An 18,062-nucleotide genomic window follows, 5' to 3' on the forward strand; every position below is an offset into this window, starting at 1 on the left:
CCCTTGGATTTTTGTTGCGGGCGACTCTCCGAACGATAAGCACAGCAGCTACGTTTATGTTCAGGTGTGAGGCCTAACTCCTCGCACCAAGCATCATAACGGGCTAGCCAATATTTCAGTTTTGCTAAGATCATACACTTTCTCCGGGCAACGTCAGCTCATTTCATTAAAGCAAAAGGGCTGACATTACGCCAACCCTTTCATTCTATTATCAATGTGTATTCACAAATTAGTGTTCACGGGTTGCACGGAACATCACATCCGGAAAACGCTCTTTAGCCAAGTTTAAGTTCACCATTGTTGGCGCGATGTAAGATAAGTTATCTCCACCATCTAATGCGAGGTTAGTTTGATTCTTACGCTTGAACTCTTCTAGTTTCTTATCATCATCACACTCAATCCAACGAGCCGTTGCCACGTTGACACTCTCATAAATCGCTTCAACGTTATACTCTGACTTCAAGCGAGCCACGACCACATCAAACTGTAGCACACCGACCGCACCCACAATCAAATCGTTATTTTGTAATGGACGGAAAACCTGCACCGCCCCTTCTTCTGAAAGTTGAACTAAGCCTTTTAACAATTGCTTTTGTTTTAGTGGATCACGTAGACGAATACGACGGAATAACTCTGGCGCAAAGTTGGGAATACCCGCAAATTTCAGCGTTTCACCTTGAGTAAACGTATCACCAATTTGAATAGTGCCGTGGTTATGAAGACCAATGATATCGCCTGCATAAGCATTTTCAGCACGCGAACGATCCCCAGCCATAAAGGTTACTGCATCGGAAATGTTGACCATTTTACCGGTACGAACATGGTTCATTTTCATGCCTTGTTTATAAGTACCAGACACCACTCGCATGAAGGCAATACGGTCACGGTGTTTAGGGTCCATATTGGCTTGGATCTTAAACACAAAACCGGAGAATTTATCCTCGGTAGCTTCCACTTTACGTTCATTCGCTTCACGAGGCATTGGAGCAGGAGCCCATTCTGTCAAGCCATCTAGCATGTGATCGACACCGAAGTTGCCCAGCGCCGTACCGAAGAATACCGGCGTTAGCTCACCTTTTAGGAATAGCTCTTGATCAAACTCGTGTGAGGCACCAATCACCAGCTCTAATTCTTCACGTAGCTGTTCTGCTAGCTCATCACCAATTTCTGCGTTCAGTTCAGGATTATCCAAACCTTTCACAATACGGACTTCTTGTATGGTGTGACCATGACCGGTGGAATACAAGATCGTCTCATCACGATGAATGTGATACACGCCTTTAAATTCTTTACCGCAGCCAATTGGCCAAGATACCGGTGCGCATGCCATGTTTAATTCATTTTCCACTTCATCAAGAAGCTCCATTGGATCACGAATATCACGGTCACATTTGTTCATGAAAGTAACGATTGGCGTATCACGTAAACGAGTTACTTCCATTAACTTACGAGTTCGATCTTCGACACCTTTGGCCGCATCAATCACCATCAAGCAAGAATCCACCGCGGTTAAAGTACGGTAAGTATCTTCCGAGAAATCTTCGTGTCCTGGGGTATCGAGTAAGTTAACAAGACAATCGTTATAAGGAAATTGCATGACCGAAGTGGTCACCGAAATACCACGTTCTTTTTCCATTTCCATCCAGTCCGATTTCGCGTGCTGGCTTGCCCCACGGCCTTTTACCGAGCCTGCGGTTTGAATTGCGTTTCCGAATAATAATACTTTTTCAGTAATGGTGGTTTTACCCGCATCCGGGTGGGAGATGATCGCAAACGTACGACGCTTGCCGACTTCGGTAAGGAATGACATGAATGGAAACCTTATAAACTGTTTGAGCTATTGCCATCTCATCGACGACAAAAAAATATTAGGATCACTTTACGATAGGGATCACAAGTGAGATGGGCGAATTATACGCAAAATTTACGATAACTCTAGGTTAAAGCATTATCTCTAAGCAAAGGGGTTAAAACTGTCCAACATCATATTCATGATAATGGCGTCTTCTTTACCATGAGAAGTGGTATTTGAAGGATAATAATTCACTCGGCGATCAATTTCATTAAAGCCCAAAGACTCATACAAATGGTAAGCGCCTCGATTACTCTCACGGACTTCAAGCCAAATACTGTCCGCTGCTGCGTTTTCACTGTATTCGATTAAATGTTCTAACAGCTTGCGGCCATAGCCTTTACCTTGCTGCTTAGGATCCACCGCGATGGTTAGCAAGGTCACCTCACCCACAATATTTTGGCTATACACATAGCCCACCAGTTGGTTATCTACCCATAAGGCAAATTGATATTTACTGGAATTGGCTGAATCTTGGTGCGATAAATCACGAATCATGGTTTCAGACCAAGGGTGAGAGTGGGCACATTGTTCTATCGCCCAAACGGCATCTAAATGCTCAGGCTGTAAAGGAAGATATTGCTCATTCGACATAAAGTGATTAGCTCTTAACGGTATGAAAAAATTAAGGGGGGATAATACATTAGTGCTGTAATGAAATCGTTATGCCGATAAATCGTTATACGAACAAATTTGTTGCCATAAATCACGACGATTTTGCGTGTTACCATGAATATCCGCAAGAGCGGGTGAAGTCAATTGCTTCACACCTTGCCACGTCTCAGCCATTTCCGCCTCACATCCTGCAAACCACACCCAAGTTAACGCATGCTTTTGCAGTTGAGTCACTTGAGCGGGCGTGAGATGTAAAGCTTGCTGAGGTTGCAATTTCATACTGGCAAGCACTTTAATGAATAAGCTCGCATCTTGGCCTTGTGGACAAGCATCCGCCACCAGCAGCAACGAACAATCTGCTGGTAAGATAATCCCTGGTGCTTGATAGCCGAGCAATCTCTCAGGGTGAGCTAACTCCCACACGGTAATGCCCATTTCTTTTAGATAAGTCTGTTGTTGTCTATCGAGCATAATGCCTTCGCTGTGAGTGCGTGTCAGCGCTTAAATGATCAGGATTAAAATTCAGGGCTGTATTCTACCAAACCCGACTTATCGGTGAAAGGTGTGCCTTCCAGTGCCATGACTTGAAAAGCGCCGGGAGTAAACTCTGGCAAGTCATTATAAATGGAAGTAAGACCAAATGAGGCGGCATCTTGAAAGCCGATGCGTGAATAGTAGTCCGGCTCGCCCAGTACAACACAAGCGGTATAACCAAATTCTAATAGTGAATCTAAGCCTGCGCGAATTAAACGTTCAGCCACCCCGTGACCTCGATAGCCTTCTTTAACGGTTACCGGTGCCAATCCTTGCCATCCACAATCTTCACCATTAATGGTAACCGGTGTAAATAAAACATGACCAATCACTTCCCCTTCATCGCTACACGCCACTAAAGATAAAGTGAAACGGCTATTTTCACGTAAAGAGCGAACCAGCTTTGCTTCAGCAGATGTTGGAAAAGCCGATTTTAATAATGCATCAATAGGTAGGATATCCGCCGGAGCTTCAGTACGAATTTGCATGGTCAGTCTCATCATAATTAAGAAAATGAAGGGCAAGATTCTATACTGAATTTACCCTCGAATGTCATTTTTCTTATTGTAATTGAATACGAAGATTGAAAACGATACCTCGCCTCAATTTTCATTATCCCCATCATACTCATTAGAGCGTCAGAAATTGTCTAAAAAAGACTTGAGAACCAGGGTATAATTCTATTATAAGCCTTTGTTCTACAATCAATAATGAGCAGCTAATGAGTACACTTGGGATCAGGCCAACGCTTTAGGCTAGCACTTCTTTTGTCGCCGGCTGACTCATTCCTTTTTGCACAAAATTCGCCAGTTGCTCCATGCATTGCGTGACCGGTTTAGGTAAAGAATCTAAATCTAAGCTGTCCATTAAGTTTTTCACTTCTAGTCCAAGCTCAGTATCCCCTTCAATCTTTAAACGACGTTGGAAAAATAACGTATCAGGATCTTCTTTGCGCCCTGCAATTAATACCAGATCATTAAGAGTGCCTGAAAAGCTGACATCTTGTGACTGTGGCGACTGTGAAACAATCAGTTTTTCATCTTGATAACTGATCATCCAGCTTAAGTTCAGGTCTGAGATTGACACTTTTAACCAACGATCTTGTAAAAACTCAAAATCACCATCTTCTAAAGCTTCATGAAAGACACGCTGTAATCCTTCTAATAACACTTTATTATGCACAGACTGAGGGATCAGCTTGGCAGGAATAGACATCAGTGACGCAGCGTTCATCACCAGTTTAGAATGAAGACTCGAAAGCATAATACCTCCACATAAAAGCCACTACTTTACTTATTCAAAACAAATTATCTCTGTGTTGCGTCAAAAAAAGCACTCAATTCTGATAAAAAACCACTTTATGGGTAGGGATAACCAACGTAAACCTGCCTTATATCAATTTTCTAGGCAATGAATCCCATAAAATGACGTTCATCATATTATTAATAAGGTAAGTCAGGATGGAACTACTGTGCCCTGCAGGCAATTTACCTGCGCTCAAAACAGCTATCGATTGTGGAGCGGATGCTGTTTATATTGGATTCAAAGATGATACCAACGCGCGACACTTTGCTGGGCTTAACTTTAACGACAAAAAACTCGACAAGGCGGTCGACTATGTGCATGACCATAAGAAAAAAATCCATGTCGCTTTAAATACTTTTGCCCACCCAAATGGCTTTGAACGCTGGACTAATGCCGTTGATAAAGCCGCAGATTTAGGGGTTGATGCTCTGATTGTTGCTGATATCGCCTTACTCGATTATGCGGCAAAACGTTACCCTGAAATGGAACTGCATTTATCGGTACAAGCATCTGCGACCAACAGTGCCGCTATTCAATACTACGCGAATAATTTCAATGTAAAACGCGTTGTATTACCTCGTGTACTTTCAATGCATCAAGTCAAACAGTTATCACGCAACATCCCACAAGGGGTTGAACTTGAAGTGTTTGCTTTTGGCAGTTTATGCATTATGTCTGAAGGGCGTTGTTACCTTTCTTCTTATTTAACGGGCGAATCTCCAAATACGGTTGGCGCGTGCTCTCCGGCTAAATATGTACGCTGGCAAGAAACTGAACATGGATTAGAATCACGCCTTAATGATATTTTGATTGACCGTTATGGTGACGGTGAGAATGCCGGTTACCCGACCCTATGCAAAGGCCGCTTTGATATTAACATTACTGGTGAAGAGCAGCGTTATCACGTACTCGAAGAACCTACCAGCCTAAATACTTTATCCATGCTCCCCGAGCTATTTGCTGCCAATGTCGCTTCCGTCAAAATTGAAGGTCGTCAACGTAGCCCAGCTTATGTTGAGCAAGTCACCAAAACTTGGCGTGCTGCGATTGACCGTTATTTGGCTTCTCCTGAGAGCTATCAAGTGCAACCACAATGGAATGCAACGCTTGCCAATGTGTCAGAAGGCACCCAAACCACACTCGGTGCTTATCACCGTAAATGGCAGTGATCAAGGAAATAGACTATGACTCAAGATTCTTCTTTTCAATATTCTCTAGGGCCGATTTTATATTTCTGGCCGAAACAAGACGTTGAAGCCTTTTACCAACAAGCGAAACATAGCCAAGCAGATATTATCTATCTTGGTGAAGCGGTGTGCTCCAAACGCCGTGAAATGAAACCTGCACAATGGTTTGAGATTGCAAAAGACCTCGCGCAATCCGGCAAGCAAGTCGTACTTTCTACGATGGCTTTGTTAGAAGCACCCAGCGAAGTTAATGTGATGAAAAAGTACATCGATAATGGTGACTTTGCTATCGAAGCGAATGACGTTTCCGGGATCCAACTCGCTCATCAAGCCAAAGTTCCGTTTGTGGTAGGAGCCGCCGTTAACACTTACAACGCGCACACCCTTAAATTATTTGCACAACAAGGAATGATTCGTTGGTGTATGCCGGTCGAGCTCTCGCGTGATTGGTTACAACAAACCTTACAACAATGCGACACACTAGGTATTCGAAATCAGTTTGAAATTGAAGTGTTCAGCTACGGTTATTTACCACTAGCCTATTCTGCTCGCTGCTTTACCGCTCGGGCAGAAAATAAAGCCAAAGACGATTGTGAGACTTGTTGTATTAAGTACCCAACCGGAATTCAAGTCAGTAGCCAAGAAGGACAAGAGGTGTTTAATCTCAATGGCATACAGACTCAATCAGGCTATTGCTACAATTTAGGTAATGATCTTGAAAGCATGAAAGGATTGGTCGATGTTGTGCGCTTGAGCCCATTAGGTCTTGATACGCTTACTACATTAGCTGACTTTAAAGCTAATGAAGATAACCAACACCGAATCATCACCGATCATAAACAATGTAATGGCTATTGGCACCAGTTAGCAGGTTTAATTCAAACGCCCTAATTGACGATCAGCACCCGAGTTCCCATTCTCGCTGCATGCCAACGAAAGAATCAAGGTCTATCAGCAGTCAACAATAATGGGCAATTAAGGATAATAAGTATTCAATGGAAATAAATAAAGGCCTCACATTAGAGGCCTTTATTTTAAGTTTCTATTTACGCGCTAAGTTTCTATTTACGCACTAAGTTTCATTTACGCACTAAGTTTAGGCGCTCGGTATACTTGCTGTGGACGATTATTCGATTCCTGAGGCTCTTGGCTTCCTTTCGTGGCGTCACTTTTTTGTTCCGCTGCTTCTTGGGCACGTTCGGTTTGAATCGCTTTAAAAATACGTCCCAACTCTAAGAACGCATAACGGTGCTCTGAAAACTCGTACACATTCATTGATATCGCTAACTTATACAAAGCAATAGCATTGGAGTAATCTCCTTTGTATTGATAATCCTTAGCCAGATAAAAATACAGTTCTGTCAGTTTTTGGGCTAATTCAACATTATTTTGAGTACCCATCGCCACCGATTCTAGAATGTCATTTTGATTCACATGACCTAAAGTCATCGCCACCAATTGCCATCCCCATTGTTCGTCTTTCTCTTGATAATGCTGCTCAAGATGCTCTAGCGCTTTTTGCTCATCCATTTCACGTTCAATGTAAAATAACCATAATGCTCGATAGGGATCGCTGGGATCTTTATCATAGTTACTTTGCATATCTTGTAATGCTAACGGAATACGCTCAGCATAATACAAAGCAATGGCTCGATTGCGCTCCGCATACTCATTATTAGGATCGAGCTCTAGGCTGGAATCAAAGGCATCAAACGCCGAATCGTAGTCACTCATTTGAGTATAATAAACACCCAACACATTAAAAACTTCAGATTGCGCCGGATTCAGTTTTAACGATGTTTCATAATCTAAACGCGCCAGATCAGCCATCCCAACACTATCAAGGTAACGTCCTCGCTCAGCAAACATCTGAGCACGTACGCTAGTACTGACTTCTTTGCGCATAACTAATTGGTTAAGGCGAGCGATCTGCAGCTCTTGTTGAACCGAAGGTTGCAAAGGAATTGCTAACGGCGGATAAACAAATGAATTTGAAGAATTACCTTGATTTGCACACCCGAATAAAAAGAAAGCGCTCATCAAGCTTAACCATTTAAAATATTTCACGAATTCCGTGCTCCTTTTCCGCCGACCTTACTCTGCACTTTAACGCTCAAAGTAATAACCAGTCCAATAAACTAATGTTCAATATACACTTTGTTTCCATGACTCACCAACTATTCCTCAGTGAGCATCTTTGTCCGACTTAACGTCATTACCCATCTTTATTTTAGGCAAAAAAAAGAGGAGCCGTAGCCCCTCTTTTATCAAGCGTTATGTTGAGACAACTTATTCAGCTGATGGTTCAACTGCTGTTTCTTCCGTTTTCTCGACAGCTTCTTTCATACTTAGACGTACGCGACCTTGGCGGTCAATTTCAAGTACTTTAACTTGAACTTCTTGACCTTCAGATAGGTAGTCAGACACCTTCTCAATACGCTTATCTGCAATTTGAGAAATGTGTACTAGGCCATCTTTGCCAGGAAGAATCGTAACGAATGCACCAAAATCAGCAAGACGAGCGACTTTACCTGTGTAGATACGGCCAACTTCAACTTCTGCAGTAATTTCTTCGATACGACGGATCGCTTCTTTCGCAGCTTCACCTTCAGTTGCTGCAATCTTGATGGTGCCATCATCTTCGATTTCGATGGTTGTGCCAGTTTCTTCAGTTAGAGCACGAATTACCGCACCACCTTTACCAATCACATCTTTGATTTTCTCAGCCGAGATCTTCATGGTGTGAATGCGTGGCGCAAATTCAGAAATCTCTTCACGAGCACCAGAAATCGCTTCATCCATTACGCTTAGGATGTGCTTACGCGCGCCTTGAGCTTGGTTAAGCGCAATTTGCATGATTTCTTTAGTGATACCTTCAATTTTGATATCCATTTGTAGCGCAGTGATACCTTCATTCGTACCGGCTACTTTAAAGTCCATATCACCAAGGTGGTCTTCGTCACCTAGGATGTCAGAAAGTACAACGAAATCGTCGCCTTCTTTTACAAGACCCATCGCGATACCCGCAACAGAAGATTTAATTGGCACACCGGCATCCATAAGAGCAAGAGACGTACCACAAACCGATGCCATTGAAGATGAACCATTAGATTCTGTGATTTCCGATACTACACGAACGGTGTATGGGAACTCTTCAACTGATGGCATTACCGCTTGGATACCACGTTTTGCTAATTTACCGTGACCAATTTCACGACGCTTAGGAGAACCAACGAAACCAGTTTCACCTACACAGTATGGAGGGAAGTTGTAGTGTAGAAGGAAGTTGTCTTTCTTCTCACCTAGTAGGCTATCGATGATTTGTGCATCACGTTGTGTGCCAAGCGTTGCTGTTACAAGCGCCTGAGTTTCACCACGTGTAAATAATGCAGAACCGTGAGTACGTGGTAATACACCTGTACGAACGTCTAGTGCACGAACCATGTCTTTTTCACGACCATCGATACGTGGGTTACCTGCAATGATGCGGCTACGTACTACGGTTTTTTCTAAATCGTGGAAGATAGTGTGAACTTCTTTTAAGTTCAACTCTTCGTTTTCAGCCAATAGCGCTTCATTGACTTCTGCTGCGATTTCGTGAATACGGTCGTAACGAGCCATCTTCTCTGTGATTTGGTAAGCATCGATCAATTTTGCTTCAGCCAGTTCAGCAATCTTGTTTTTAAGCTCAGTGTTTTCTGCTGGAGCAACCCAATCCCATGCTGGTGTTGCCACTTCTGCTGCAAATTCATTGATAGCAGAAATGACCGTTTGTTGTTGATCATGACCGTAAACAACTGCTGCTAGCATTTCTTCTTCAGTTAGGTTGTCTGCTTCTGACTCAACCATTAATACCGCACTTTCAGTACCTGCAACCACAAGGTCAAGCTTAGAGTTTTCTAGCTCTTTTTCACTTGGGTTAAGCACTAATTGACCGTCAATGTGACCTACACGAGCCGCACCGATTGGACCATTAAATGGTACACCAGAGATGGCTAGTGCTGCAGACGTACCGATCATAGTGATGATGTCTGGAGAGATATTCGGGTTTGCAGATACAACCGTTGCAATAACCTGAACTTCGTTTTTGAATGCATCAGGGAAAAGTGGACGGATTGGACGGTCAATCAGACGTGCAATCAGCGTTTCGCCTTCAGAAGGACGACCTTCACGCTTGAAGAAACCACCAGGGATTTTACCTGCAGCGTAAGTACGTTCTTGGTAGTTTACCGTTAGAGGGAAGAAGTCTTGGCCTTCAACCGCTTCTTTTTTGGCTACAACTGAAACAAAAACAGAAGTGTCATCCATGCTAGCCATAACAGCTGCAGTAGCTTGACGAGCAATAACACCCGTTTCTAGAGTAATGGTATGATTACCGTATTGAAATTTCTTTACGATTGGATTCACGTAAAATTCCTTAATTTTGAGTTTAAAGATGAGCTCTCATTCACTTTACCAATCGCGACTAATAGCAACATTTTCATATTTCAGCACACCGCCCAAAATAAAAAACCTTGTTATTAGTCGCGACCTTCATGGTCGACATCGGTGACTGTAAAGTGATAGAGGTATGATCAATCTTCACTATTTCAGCAAAGAACTAACCAAACGAGGCATAGTATAAACTAGGTGAGGCAAAAAGTCTTATCTTGCAGGGTAATAAGCTGGGATCAACACAAGAATTTAAACAACAAAAAAGGAGCCGAAGCTCCTTTTTTGGTATCTGTTTAATTATTTCGGCGACTCATCGCCATCATGCATAAACCAATACTTCTAATCTTGGTACTAAACCAAACGACGAATTAACGACGTAGACCTAGACGTTGGATTAGTGCGAAGTAACGCTCTAGATCTTTACCTTTTAGGTAATCTAGAAGTTTACGACGACGAGAAACCATACGTAGAAGACCGCGACGGCTGTGGTGGTCTTGTTTGTGGTTAGCGAAGTGGCCTTGTAGGTGGTTGATAGAAGCAGTAAGTAGTGCTACTTGAACTTCTGGTGAACCTGTATCGCCTTCAGCTTGTGCGTATTCTGCAACGATTGCTGCTTTAGTTTCTGCATTCAGAGACATAATGCTCTCCTAATTAAGAGTAGTTTATAAAATGTGTCAGCCAATCTCTGATTCAGCCGACACGCGAAGCGCGGATTATAGATGAACGGAATCGCAAAAGCAAAGAGTTTCACATCTATCGTTGCTCGTTGCTCGTTGCTCGTTGCTCGTTGCTCGTTGCTCGTTGCTCGTTGCTCGTTGCTCGTTGCTCGAGGTAAGTTTTATGTGATTGGCTAACCTGTCAACTACCACAGACCGCTTTTTCGATATACGAGAAGCGAAGCGCCCGAGCCACGAGAGTCGATATCCTAGGAACTGGAAATAACTTCCGCTCTTACCTAAATACCACTAAACGCTTTGGCGCCACTTTTCCATCATCATCAATGTGTGCCACACCAATGAAAGTACGCTCAGGCCCCATCGTCATGCGAACAACACCTTCTGTCGGTGCGCCTGCAATCTGTACTGGCTGACCGTGCTGCACAAAATCGGCCACAGAAGGAATCATATTCACTTCAGGCAAGTCTTGTACCGCGGTGTCCATAGGTAACAAAAGTGGGTCCAATAGTTCACGTGGCTCAATCTCTTGCTCTCGAGCTTGCTCTAAAAGCGCTTCTAATTGCTCAAGAGTAACCATTTTTTCGTATGGGTAATGCGAGACACCAATACGACGAAGGTAAGTCACATGAGCGCCACAACCAAGCATTTCACCTAGGTCATCGACGATAGTTCGAATATAAGTCCCTTTGGAGCAATGGACTTCCATTTCAACTTCTTGACCTTCAAAGCGGAGGAGATTGATCTCAAAAACCGTAATTTTACGCGACTCACGAGGTACTTCGATGCCTTGACGCGCATATTCATACAAAGGCTTACCTTGGTATTTTAAAGCCGAAAACATCGAAGGTATTTGATCGGTAGTACCACGAAACTTGGCAATACAACGCTCAAGTAGGCCACGATCTACCTTCACTTCACGAGTCTGTACCACTTCACCGTCAGAATCTGAGGTATCGGTACGTTCACCCAATTTAGCAATAACGCGATAACGTTTATCTGAGTCGAGCAAAAATTGCGAAAACTTAGTCGCTTCGCCTAGGCAAATCGGTAGCATCCCGGTAGCCAATGGATCTAAGGCACCAGTATGACCGGCCTTCTCAGCAAAATAGATACGTTTCACTTTTTGCAACGCATCATTCGAACTAATACTGGTTGGCTTATCTAATAATAAAACGCCGTCAATAGGACGACCACGACGTCTACGAGCCATTACTCTTCTCCTTCGTCCTCACGACCAGCTTCTTTTTTGCGTAAATTATCTTTGCTAACGACTTCACTCACTAGGTTAGACATACGCATACCTTCAACTAAGGTATTATCATAAGTAAAACGAACTTCTGGGGTTAAACGTAAACGAATACGTTTCCCTAAAGCCATACGAACAGCCACTTCATGTTCTTTTAAAGCAGCAAGGCTCGATTCAGGGGTCTGCTCACCGACACATAAGAAAGTCACAAAGACTTTTGCATAAGCTAGGTCACGAGAGACTTCCACATCTGAAATGGTCACCATCCCAATACGTGAATCGCGAACATCACGTTGTAAAATCGAAGCCAGTTCTTTTTGTAATTGTTGTGCAACACGTTGTGCACGACTAAATTCTTTTGACATATCTTTTCTCACATCTGTGGATTTAAAATAAAACCCTTATACAGAAAGAATGGGGAGCAACGAGGCTCCCCATGGTGTATTTAACAACCGTTAGTCAGATACCCGTTAAGGTAACAAGACTGTGATTAATCAAGAGTACGTTGGATTTCAACGATTTCGAATACTTCGATTTGGTCACCTGCGCGAACATCATTATAGTTCTTAACGCCGATACCACATTCGTAGCCATTACGCACTTCTTGAACGTCATCTTTAAAGCGACGTAGTGATTCTAGCTCACCTTCATAAATAACCACGTTATCACGTAGAACGCGAATTGGGTTGCTACGCTTAATCACACCTTCCGTTACCATACAACCTGCGATTGCGCCCAGTTTCGGAGATTTAAACACATCACGAACTTCTGCAAGACCAATGATTTCTTGTTTAAACTCAGGAGCCAGCATGCCGCCCATCGCTTGTTTCACTTCATCAATCAATTGATAGATGATTGAGTAGTAACGTAAGTCTAGGTTTTCATTTTCAACAGTACGACGAGCAGAAGCATCAGCACGTACGTTAAAACCAAGAATGATTGCGTTTGAAGCCGCGGCTAAAACAGCATCTGTTTCAGTAATACCACCAACACCCGAACCGACGATATTCACTTTAACTTCATCAGTTGAAAGTTTACGTAGAGAATCGGCAATCGCTTCAACAGAACCTTGAACATCCGCTTTTAATACTACGTTCAATTCAGCCACTTCACCGGCTTCCATGTTAGAGAACATGTTTTCCAATTTCGATTTTTGCTGACGAGCTAATTTCACATCACGGAATTTACCTTGACGGTAGTTTGCAACTTCACGCGCTTTACGTTCATCACGAACCACTGTCGCTTCATCACCTGATGTTGGTACACCAGAAAGACCTAAGATCTCAACTGGAATAGACGGACCTGCTTCTGTGATTTCTTGACCATTTTCATCGCGCATCGCACGAATACGGCCATATTCTTGACCACAAAGAACGATGTCACCTTTGCGTAAAGTACCCGCTTGAACCAGTACTGTCGCAACCGGACCACGACCTTTATCAAGGCGAGATTCAACGACCACACCTGATGCCATACCATCTGTTACCGCTTTAAGTTCTAGAACTTCAGCTTGTAGCAAGATAGCTTCTAATAGGCCATCAATGTTAGTACCTTGTTTCGCAGAAATATGAACGAACATGTTTTCGCCGCCCCATTCTTCTGGGATAACGTCATATTGAGCAAGCTCGTTTTTCACATTGTCAGGGTTTGCATCTTCTTTATCGATTTTGTTTACCGCAACAATCAATGGTACTTCAGCGGCTTTCGCGTGCTGAATCGCTTCGATTGTTTGTGGCATTACGCCATCATCGGCTGCAACCACAAGAACTACGATATCAGTCGCTTGAGCACCACGAGCACGCATTGAAGTAAACGCGGCGTGTCCTGGAGTATCTAAGAAGGTAACCATACCATTATCAGTTTGAACGTGGTAAGCACCGATATGCTGAGTAATACCACCCGCTTCGCCAGAAGCAACACGGCTACGACGGATATAATCCAAAGTTGAGGTTTTACCATGGTCAACGTGACCCATGATAGTCACAACCGGTGCGCGTGGCACAGCTTCAGTGGTGTTATCACGATCAGATAGAATGGCTTCTTCTAATTCATTCTCTTTACGTAGAATAACTTTGTGGCCCATTTCTTCAGCAACTAATTGTGCTGTTTCTTGGTCGATAACTTGGTTAATCGTTGCCATTGCACCCATTTTCATCATAGTTTTGATGACTTCAGTGCCTTTTACTGACATTTTATTTGCCAGTTCAGAAACAACGATCGTTTCGCCAATCACAACGTCAGCTTTAGCAACTGTCGCATTTTTATCAAAACCTTGCTGCATAGATGTTGGTTTTGCTAACTTACCTTTACGGTTGTTGCGGCCACCACGGGCATTACGACCATTGCCACCAAAGCGGTCATCATCTTTTTCTTTCTTCGCAGGTTTTTTCTTTTTACGACGGTTAGCTTCACTACGGCGATCGGCTTCGTCTTCTGCATCACGTGCATGTTTGTTTGTTGTTACGTGGTAGTCTGAATCTTCAGATTCTTTACTTTTCTGCTCTTCTTCAGACCAACGAGCTGCGTTTTCTTCCGCTAATTTGCGTGCTTCTTCTACCAATTTCTGTGCTTCTTGTTCTGCTTTACGTTGAGCTTCTTCTTCCTGACGGCGTTTTAGAGCTTCTGCTTCTTTCTTAGCAGCTTCATGTTTCGCTTTTTCTTCAGGAGAACGTTGAGCGGCCGCCTTCGCCTCTTTGGCTTCTTCGGCTTTCGCTTTTTCTGCAGCTTCACGTTTTGCCTTTTCTTCAGCTTCACGCTTCGCTTTTGCTTCGGCTTCAGCTTGCGCCTTAGCTTCTGCTTCTTGTTTTGCTTTTTCTTCCGCTTCACGTTTTGCTGCTTCTTCAGCTTCACGTGCGGCAAGTTCTTCCGCTTCACGTTTGGCTTCTTCATCGATAGCCGAACGTTTCACGTAAGTGCGCTTTTTACGCACTTCAACTTGTACTTCTTTACTTTTGCCGCCAGCTGCAGACACGCTTAGTGTGCTTTTGGTTTTGCGTTGTAAAGTTAAGCGAGTTGGTTCTGACTCTGAATTAGAGCCATTGCCTTTTTTTAGATGCGCAAGAAGCTGTTGTTTCTCTGCATCAGTAACGCTGTCTGTACTGGTTTTTTTCATACCAGCATCAGCAAGTTGTTCTACTAAGCGCTCAACTGGCGTACCAATTTCTTCACTTAGTTGTTTCACTGTCAGTTCTGTCATACTGCTTTCTCCTTGCTGAAAGTTATTCTTCGTCGCCGAACCAGCAAATGTTACGAGCGGCCATAATTAATTCACCAGCACGTTGTTCACTTAAGCCCTCGATGCCTTCTAGGTCATCGGTGCCTTGGTCAGCTAAATCTTCTAAAGTCACTACACCTTTAGCGGCAAGTTTGAACGCTAATTCGCGCTCTAAGCCTTCTAAAGCAAGTAGGTCTTCAGCAGGCTCTAAACCTTCAAATGATTCTTCTTGAACAAGAGCAAGCGTCGTTAGTGCATTTTTCGCACGAGTACGCAGTTCTTCAACTAGCTCTTCTTCTAGACCATCAATATCAAGTAGTTCGTTTACTGGAACATAAGCGATTTCTTCTAAGGTGGTGAAACCTTCTTCTACTAGCATTTCAGCAAAATCTTGTTCGATATCTAAATGCTTCATGAAGTTTTCAATCGCGGCACCAGATTCTTCTTGGTGCTTCTTCTTCAGGTCTTCAACTGTCATTACGTTCAATTCCCAACCAGTTAGTTGAGAAGCAAGACGAACGTTTTGACCGCTACGACCGATAGCTTGCGCTAAGTTATCAGCTTCAACGGCAATATCCATTGAGTGTGAATCTTCATCAACAATGATTGAAGCCACATCAGCTGGTGCCATGGCATTAATTACAAATTGCGCTGGGTTATCGTCCCACAGAACGATATCAATACGCTCACCGCCAAGTTCACCTGAAACGGCTTGTACACGTGCGCCACGCATACCAACACAAGCACCCACAGGGTCAATGCGGCGATCATTGGTTTTCACTGCGATTTTCGCACGAGAACCTGGATCACGAGCTGCCGCTTTTAATTCAATCAGCTCTTCACCAATTTCTGGCACTTCAATACGGAAGAGTTCAATTAACATCTCTGGTTTAGAGCGAGTTAAGAACAATTGGAAACCACGTGCTTCTGGTTTTACCGCATATAAAAGACCACGAATACGGTCACCTGGGCGTAGGTTTTCACGTGGAAGTTGATCTTCACGTAAAATTACAGACTCTGCGTTATTGCCAAGATCAACGATAACCGCATCACGAGTGGCTTTTTTCACAACGCCGGTGACTAACTCACCTTCGTTATCAATGAATTGCTCAACGATTTGTGCACGCTCAGCTTCACGAACTTTTTGTACGATAACTTGCTTAGCAGTTTGAGTCGTAATACGGTCAAAAGTAACTGATTCCATATCATCTTCGATGTACTCACCCAGTTGAATTGATTCATCATCAAACTGCGCCGCTTCAATTGAAATTTCTTTTGTTGGAAATTCAACTTCAGCAACCACTAACCAACGGCGGAAGGTTTCAAAATCGCCTGTTTTACGATCGATCTCAACACGCACTTCAATTTCGTGTTCACTTTTCTTTTTTGTTGCCGTAGCTAAAGCAATTTCTAATGCTTCAAAAATACGCTCACGGGGAACAGCTTTCTCATTCGAAACTGCTTCAACAACCGCTAAAATTTCTCTGTTCATGTTATGCCTCTTCAGACTTAAAATTTTGGTATCAAGTTAGCTTTAGAAATATTACTTAAAGCAAATTGTTCTTCTTGGTTATCAACGGTGATCGTTACGATCTCGCCTTCAATAGAAGTAATCACACCTTTCCATTTACGACGATTATTCATGGCCATTTTTAAAACCACATTCACTTCATGACCAATAAATTGCTCATAATGTGCTGGTTTAAATAAAGGACGCTCCAAACCTGGAGATGAAACTTCTAAGTTGTAAGCAACCGTAATCGGATCTTCAACGTCCATTACAGCACTTACTTGGCGACTTACTTCTGCACAATCGTCGACGGTAATACCATTCTCATGATCAATGAAGATGCGTAATGTCGAGTGCTCACCTGCTCGGATAAACTCCAAGCCAACCAATTCATAACCAGAAGCCGCTACTGGCGCTTCTAATAATTCTGTTAATTGTTTTTCTAAACCAGTCATATTCTCTCCGGAAATGAAGCTTTCTCCACATTTGCAGCCTAACCTTTACATAAGAAAGCTAACAAAACTAAGAAGTTAAGCTTAAAGCCAATCGTCCAGAAACAAAAAAAGGGCTTAAAGCCCAATTCAAACACCATGCCTTATCTGTATGACCATTTGATGGAAATTTATCCCATCAAAGCAAACAGATAATAAAAAACCCCGAAATGTCGGGGTTTTTTATTGCTGGACCCTGATATTACTAAGCTTATAGTTTAGCTTAGCTATGTTGAAAATCAGCATTTCAACATAAAAACTTGTAATCGAATACCTAAAGAGGATTGGTTGCGGGGGCCGGATTTGAACCGACGACCTTCGGGTTATGAGCCCGACGAGCTACCAAGCTGCTCCACCCCGCGTCCGATTTTACTTCTATTTCTGTGCGGCATTATACGCTCTGAAATAGACATTACAAGTTTTACACAATAATGGTGCCGAGAGGGGGACTTGAACCCCCACACCATAAGGCACTAGCACCTCATGCTAGCGTGTCTACCAATTTCACCATCTCGGCAATATTATTTAATCTATTTTACAAGATCTTACTGAGGAATTTCATCACCGCTCTTAGGAGCAGGAATTTCATCAGTTGCAACGTTATTTACTTCATCTGCTTTTTGCTCAACACTTAAGTTTGGAGCTGCAAATTTAGATTCATGTTTAGCTGTTGAAATATTGCCAAGAACTAAACTAATGATAAAAAATATCGTTGCGCAAATTGCGGTTGAACGAGTAAGGAAATTACCTGAGCCACCAGAGCCAAATACTGTATTTGATGCTCCAGCCCCGAACGAAGCTCCCATGTCTGCGCCTTTACCTTGCTGAATCAACACTAGGCCAATTACACCAAGCGCAACCAGTAGATAAATCACAAGTAGAACTGTTAACATTTTTCCACCTATGTTCTAAATTTCTGAGCCATTACCACTTATCGCTAAGTAACAATAACGCACCTCCCTAATGAGGCGGAGTGATACTATCGAAAGCTGACAAA

The 18,062-nt window shown here is 43.0% G+C and carries 16 protein-coding genes and 2 tRNA genes; 2 read left to right on the forward strand and 16 right to left on the reverse strand.

Features of this window, described 5'->3' with window-relative positions; all coding sequences use genetic code 11:
• Positions 1 to 229: 229 nt before the first annotated feature.
• The 5 genes from prfC to ubiT all read right to left on the reverse strand — a co-directional run bounded on the left by prfC (position 230) and on the right by ubiT (position 4,264).
• Complete coding sequence (gene prfC / locus VCA1004_RS08305) at positions 230 to 1,810, reverse strand: peptide chain release factor 3 (RefSeq protein WP_086983181.1); 1,581 nt, start codon at positions 1,808 to 1,810, stop codon at positions 230 to 232.
• Positions 1,811 to 1,954: 144 nt separating this feature from the next.
• Positions 1,955 to 2,446 (reverse strand): ribosomal protein S18-alanine N-acetyltransferase, encoded by a 492-nt coding sequence (rimI, locus tag VCA1004_RS08310; RefSeq protein ID WP_086983179.1) that lies wholly within the window; start codon positions 2,444 to 2,446, stop codon positions 1,955 to 1,957.
• 69 nt (positions 2,447 to 2,515) lie between these two features.
• A complete protein-coding gene (locus tag VCA1004_RS08315; RefSeq protein WP_086983177.1) occupies positions 2,516 to 2,938 on the reverse strand; it encodes a DNA polymerase III subunit psi in 423 nt (140 codons plus the stop codon).
• A gap of 44 nt (positions 2,939 to 2,982) precedes the next feature.
• Positions 2,983 to 3,489, reverse strand: a complete 507-nt coding sequence (locus tag VCA1004_RS08320) for a GNAT family N-acetyltransferase (RefSeq protein WP_086983175.1) — start codon at positions 3,487 to 3,489, stop codon at positions 2,983 to 2,985.
• Positions 3,490 to 3,751: 262 nt separating this feature from the next.
• A complete protein-coding gene (gene ubiT, locus VCA1004_RS08325) occupies positions 3,752 to 4,264 on the reverse strand; it encodes a ubiquinone anaerobic biosynthesis accessory factor UbiT (RefSeq protein ID WP_086983174.1) in 513 nt (170 codons plus the stop codon).
• Positions 4,265 to 4,461: 197 nt separating this feature from the next.
• Here ubiT and ubiU point away from each other — a divergent pair, with 197 nt between their 5' ends.
• Both ubiU and VCA1004_RS08335 read left to right on the forward strand, forming a co-directional pair.
• Entirely contained in the window at positions 4,462 to 5,475 is a 1,014-nt protein-coding gene (gene ubiU, locus VCA1004_RS08330) for a ubiquinone anaerobic biosynthesis protein UbiU (RefSeq protein ID WP_086983172.1), read from the forward strand.
• 15 nt (positions 5,476 to 5,490) lie between these two features.
• The gene (locus tag VCA1004_RS08335) at positions 5,491 to 6,384 is read left to right on the forward strand and encodes a U32 family peptidase (protein WP_086983170.1); all 894 of its coding nucleotides are present in this window, start codon (positions 5,491 to 5,493) and stop codon (positions 6,382 to 6,384) included.
• A 192-nt stretch (positions 6,385 to 6,576) separates the two neighbouring features.
• On the opposite strand, the gene nlpI is transcribed toward VCA1004_RS08335, so the two are convergent.
• The 11 genes from nlpI to secG all read right to left on the reverse strand — a co-directional run bounded on the left by nlpI (position 6,577) and on the right by secG (position 17,958).
• Positions 6,577 to 7,560, reverse strand: a complete 984-nt coding sequence (gene nlpI, locus VCA1004_RS08340) for a lipoprotein NlpI (RefSeq protein WP_086983168.1) — start codon at positions 7,558 to 7,560, stop codon at positions 6,577 to 6,579.
• 222 nt (positions 7,561 to 7,782) lie between these two features.
• Positions 7,783 to 9,915 carry a polyribonucleotide nucleotidyltransferase gene (pnp, locus tag VCA1004_RS08345; protein WP_408646901.1) on the reverse strand — a complete coding sequence of 711 codons (2,133 nt, stop codon included), beginning with the start codon at positions 9,913 to 9,915 and terminating at the stop codon, positions 7,783 to 7,785.
• Between the two features lie 380 nt (positions 9,916 to 10,295).
• Positions 10,296 to 10,565: a 30S ribosomal protein S15 gene (gene rpsO, locus VCA1004_RS08350; protein ID WP_086983165.1), complete on the reverse strand. Its 270-nt coding sequence runs from the start codon at positions 10,563 to 10,565 to the stop codon at positions 10,296 to 10,298.
• A gap of 313 nt (positions 10,566 to 10,878) precedes the next feature.
• Entirely contained in the window at positions 10,879 to 11,814 is a 936-nt protein-coding gene (truB, locus tag VCA1004_RS08355; RefSeq protein ID WP_086983163.1) for a tRNA pseudouridine(55) synthase TruB, read from the reverse strand.
• Positions 11,814 to 12,215 (reverse strand): 30S ribosome-binding factor RbfA, encoded by a 402-nt coding sequence (gene rbfA, locus VCA1004_RS08360; protein ID WP_086983161.1) that lies wholly within the window; start codon positions 12,213 to 12,215, stop codon positions 11,814 to 11,816. Before rbfA ends, truB begins: the two co-directional genes overlap by 1 nt.
• 125 nt (positions 12,216 to 12,340) lie before the next feature.
• A complete protein-coding gene (gene infB, locus VCA1004_RS08365; RefSeq protein ID WP_086983159.1) occupies positions 12,341 to 15,046 on the reverse strand; it encodes a translation initiation factor IF-2 in 2,706 nt (901 codons plus the stop codon).
• 22 nt (positions 15,047 to 15,068) lie between these two features.
• Positions 15,069 to 16,556, reverse strand: coding sequence for a transcription termination factor NusA (gene nusA, locus VCA1004_RS08370; RefSeq protein ID WP_086983157.1), 1,488 nt, complete (start codon positions 16,554 to 16,556; stop codon positions 15,069 to 15,071).
• Between the two features lie 17 nt (positions 16,557 to 16,573).
• Positions 16,574 to 17,029, reverse strand: a complete 456-nt coding sequence (gene rimP / locus VCA1004_RS08375; protein ID WP_086983155.1) for a ribosome maturation factor RimP — start codon at positions 17,027 to 17,029, stop codon at positions 16,574 to 16,576.
• A gap of 321 nt (positions 17,030 to 17,350) precedes the next feature.
• Positions 17,351 to 17,427, reverse strand: a tRNA-Met gene (locus VCA1004_RS08380).
• Positions 17,428 to 17,497: 70 nt separating this feature from the next.
• A tRNA-Leu gene (locus tag VCA1004_RS08385) sits at positions 17,498 to 17,582 on the reverse strand.
• 28 nt (positions 17,583 to 17,610) lie between these two features.
• A complete protein-coding gene (gene secG / locus VCA1004_RS08390; protein ID WP_086983153.1) occupies positions 17,611 to 17,958 on the reverse strand; it encodes a preprotein translocase subunit SecG in 348 nt (115 codons plus the stop codon).
• Positions 17,959 to 18,062: the final 104 nt, after the last annotated feature.

It is taken from the genome of Vibrio aphrogenes, from assembly GCF_002157735.2.
Taxonomy (GTDB): Bacteria; Pseudomonadota; Gammaproteobacteria; order Enterobacterales; family Vibrionaceae; genus Vibrio; species Vibrio aphrogenes.

Coding starts and splice junctions, on each gene's coding strand:
- prfC (WP_086983181.1), bottom strand. CDS start 1,810: ATGTCATTCCTTACCGAAGTCGGCAAGCGTCGTACGTTTGCGATCATC.
- rimI (WP_086983179.1), bottom strand. CDS start 2,446: ATGTCGAATGAGCAATATCTTCCTTTACAGCCTGAGCATTTAGATGCC.
- VCA1004_RS08315 (WP_086983177.1), bottom strand. CDS start 2,938: ATGCTCGATAGACAACAACAGACTTATCTAAAAGAAATGGGCATTACC.
- VCA1004_RS08320 (WP_086983175.1), bottom strand. CDS start 3,489: ATGCAAATTCGTACTGAAGCTCCGGCGGATATCCTACCTATTGATGCA.
- ubiT (WP_086983174.1), bottom strand. CDS start 4,264: ATGCTTTCGAGTCTTCATTCTAAACTGGTGATGAACGCTGCGTCACTG.
- ubiU (WP_086983172.1), top strand. CDS start 4,462: ATGGAACTACTGTGCCCTGCAGGCAATTTACCTGCGCTCAAAACAGCT.
- VCA1004_RS08335 (WP_086983170.1), top strand. CDS start 5,491: ATGACTCAAGATTCTTCTTTTCAATATTCTCTAGGGCCGATTTTATAT.
- rpsO (WP_086983165.1), bottom strand. CDS start 10,565: ATGTCTCTGAATGCAGAAACTAAAGCAGCAATCGTTGCAGAATACGCA.
- truB (WP_086983163.1), bottom strand. CDS start 11,814: ATGGCTCGTAGACGTCGTGGTCGTCCTATTGACGGCGTTTTATTATTA.
- rbfA (WP_086983161.1), bottom strand. CDS start 12,215: ATGTCAAAAGAATTTAGTCGTGCACAACGTGTTGCACAACAATTACAA.
- infB (WP_086983159.1), bottom strand. CDS start 15,046: ATGACAGAACTGACAGTGAAACAACTAAGTGAAGAAATTGGTACGCCA.
- nusA (WP_086983157.1), bottom strand. CDS start 16,556: ATGAACAGAGAAATTTTAGCGGTTGTTGAAGCAGTTTCGAATGAGAAA.
- rimP (WP_086983155.1), bottom strand. CDS start 17,029: ATGACTGGTTTAGAAAAACAATTAACAGAATTATTAGAAGCGCCAGTA.
- secG (WP_086983153.1), bottom strand. CDS start 17,958: ATGTTAACAGTTCTACTTGTGATTTATCTACTGGTTGCGCTTGGTGTA.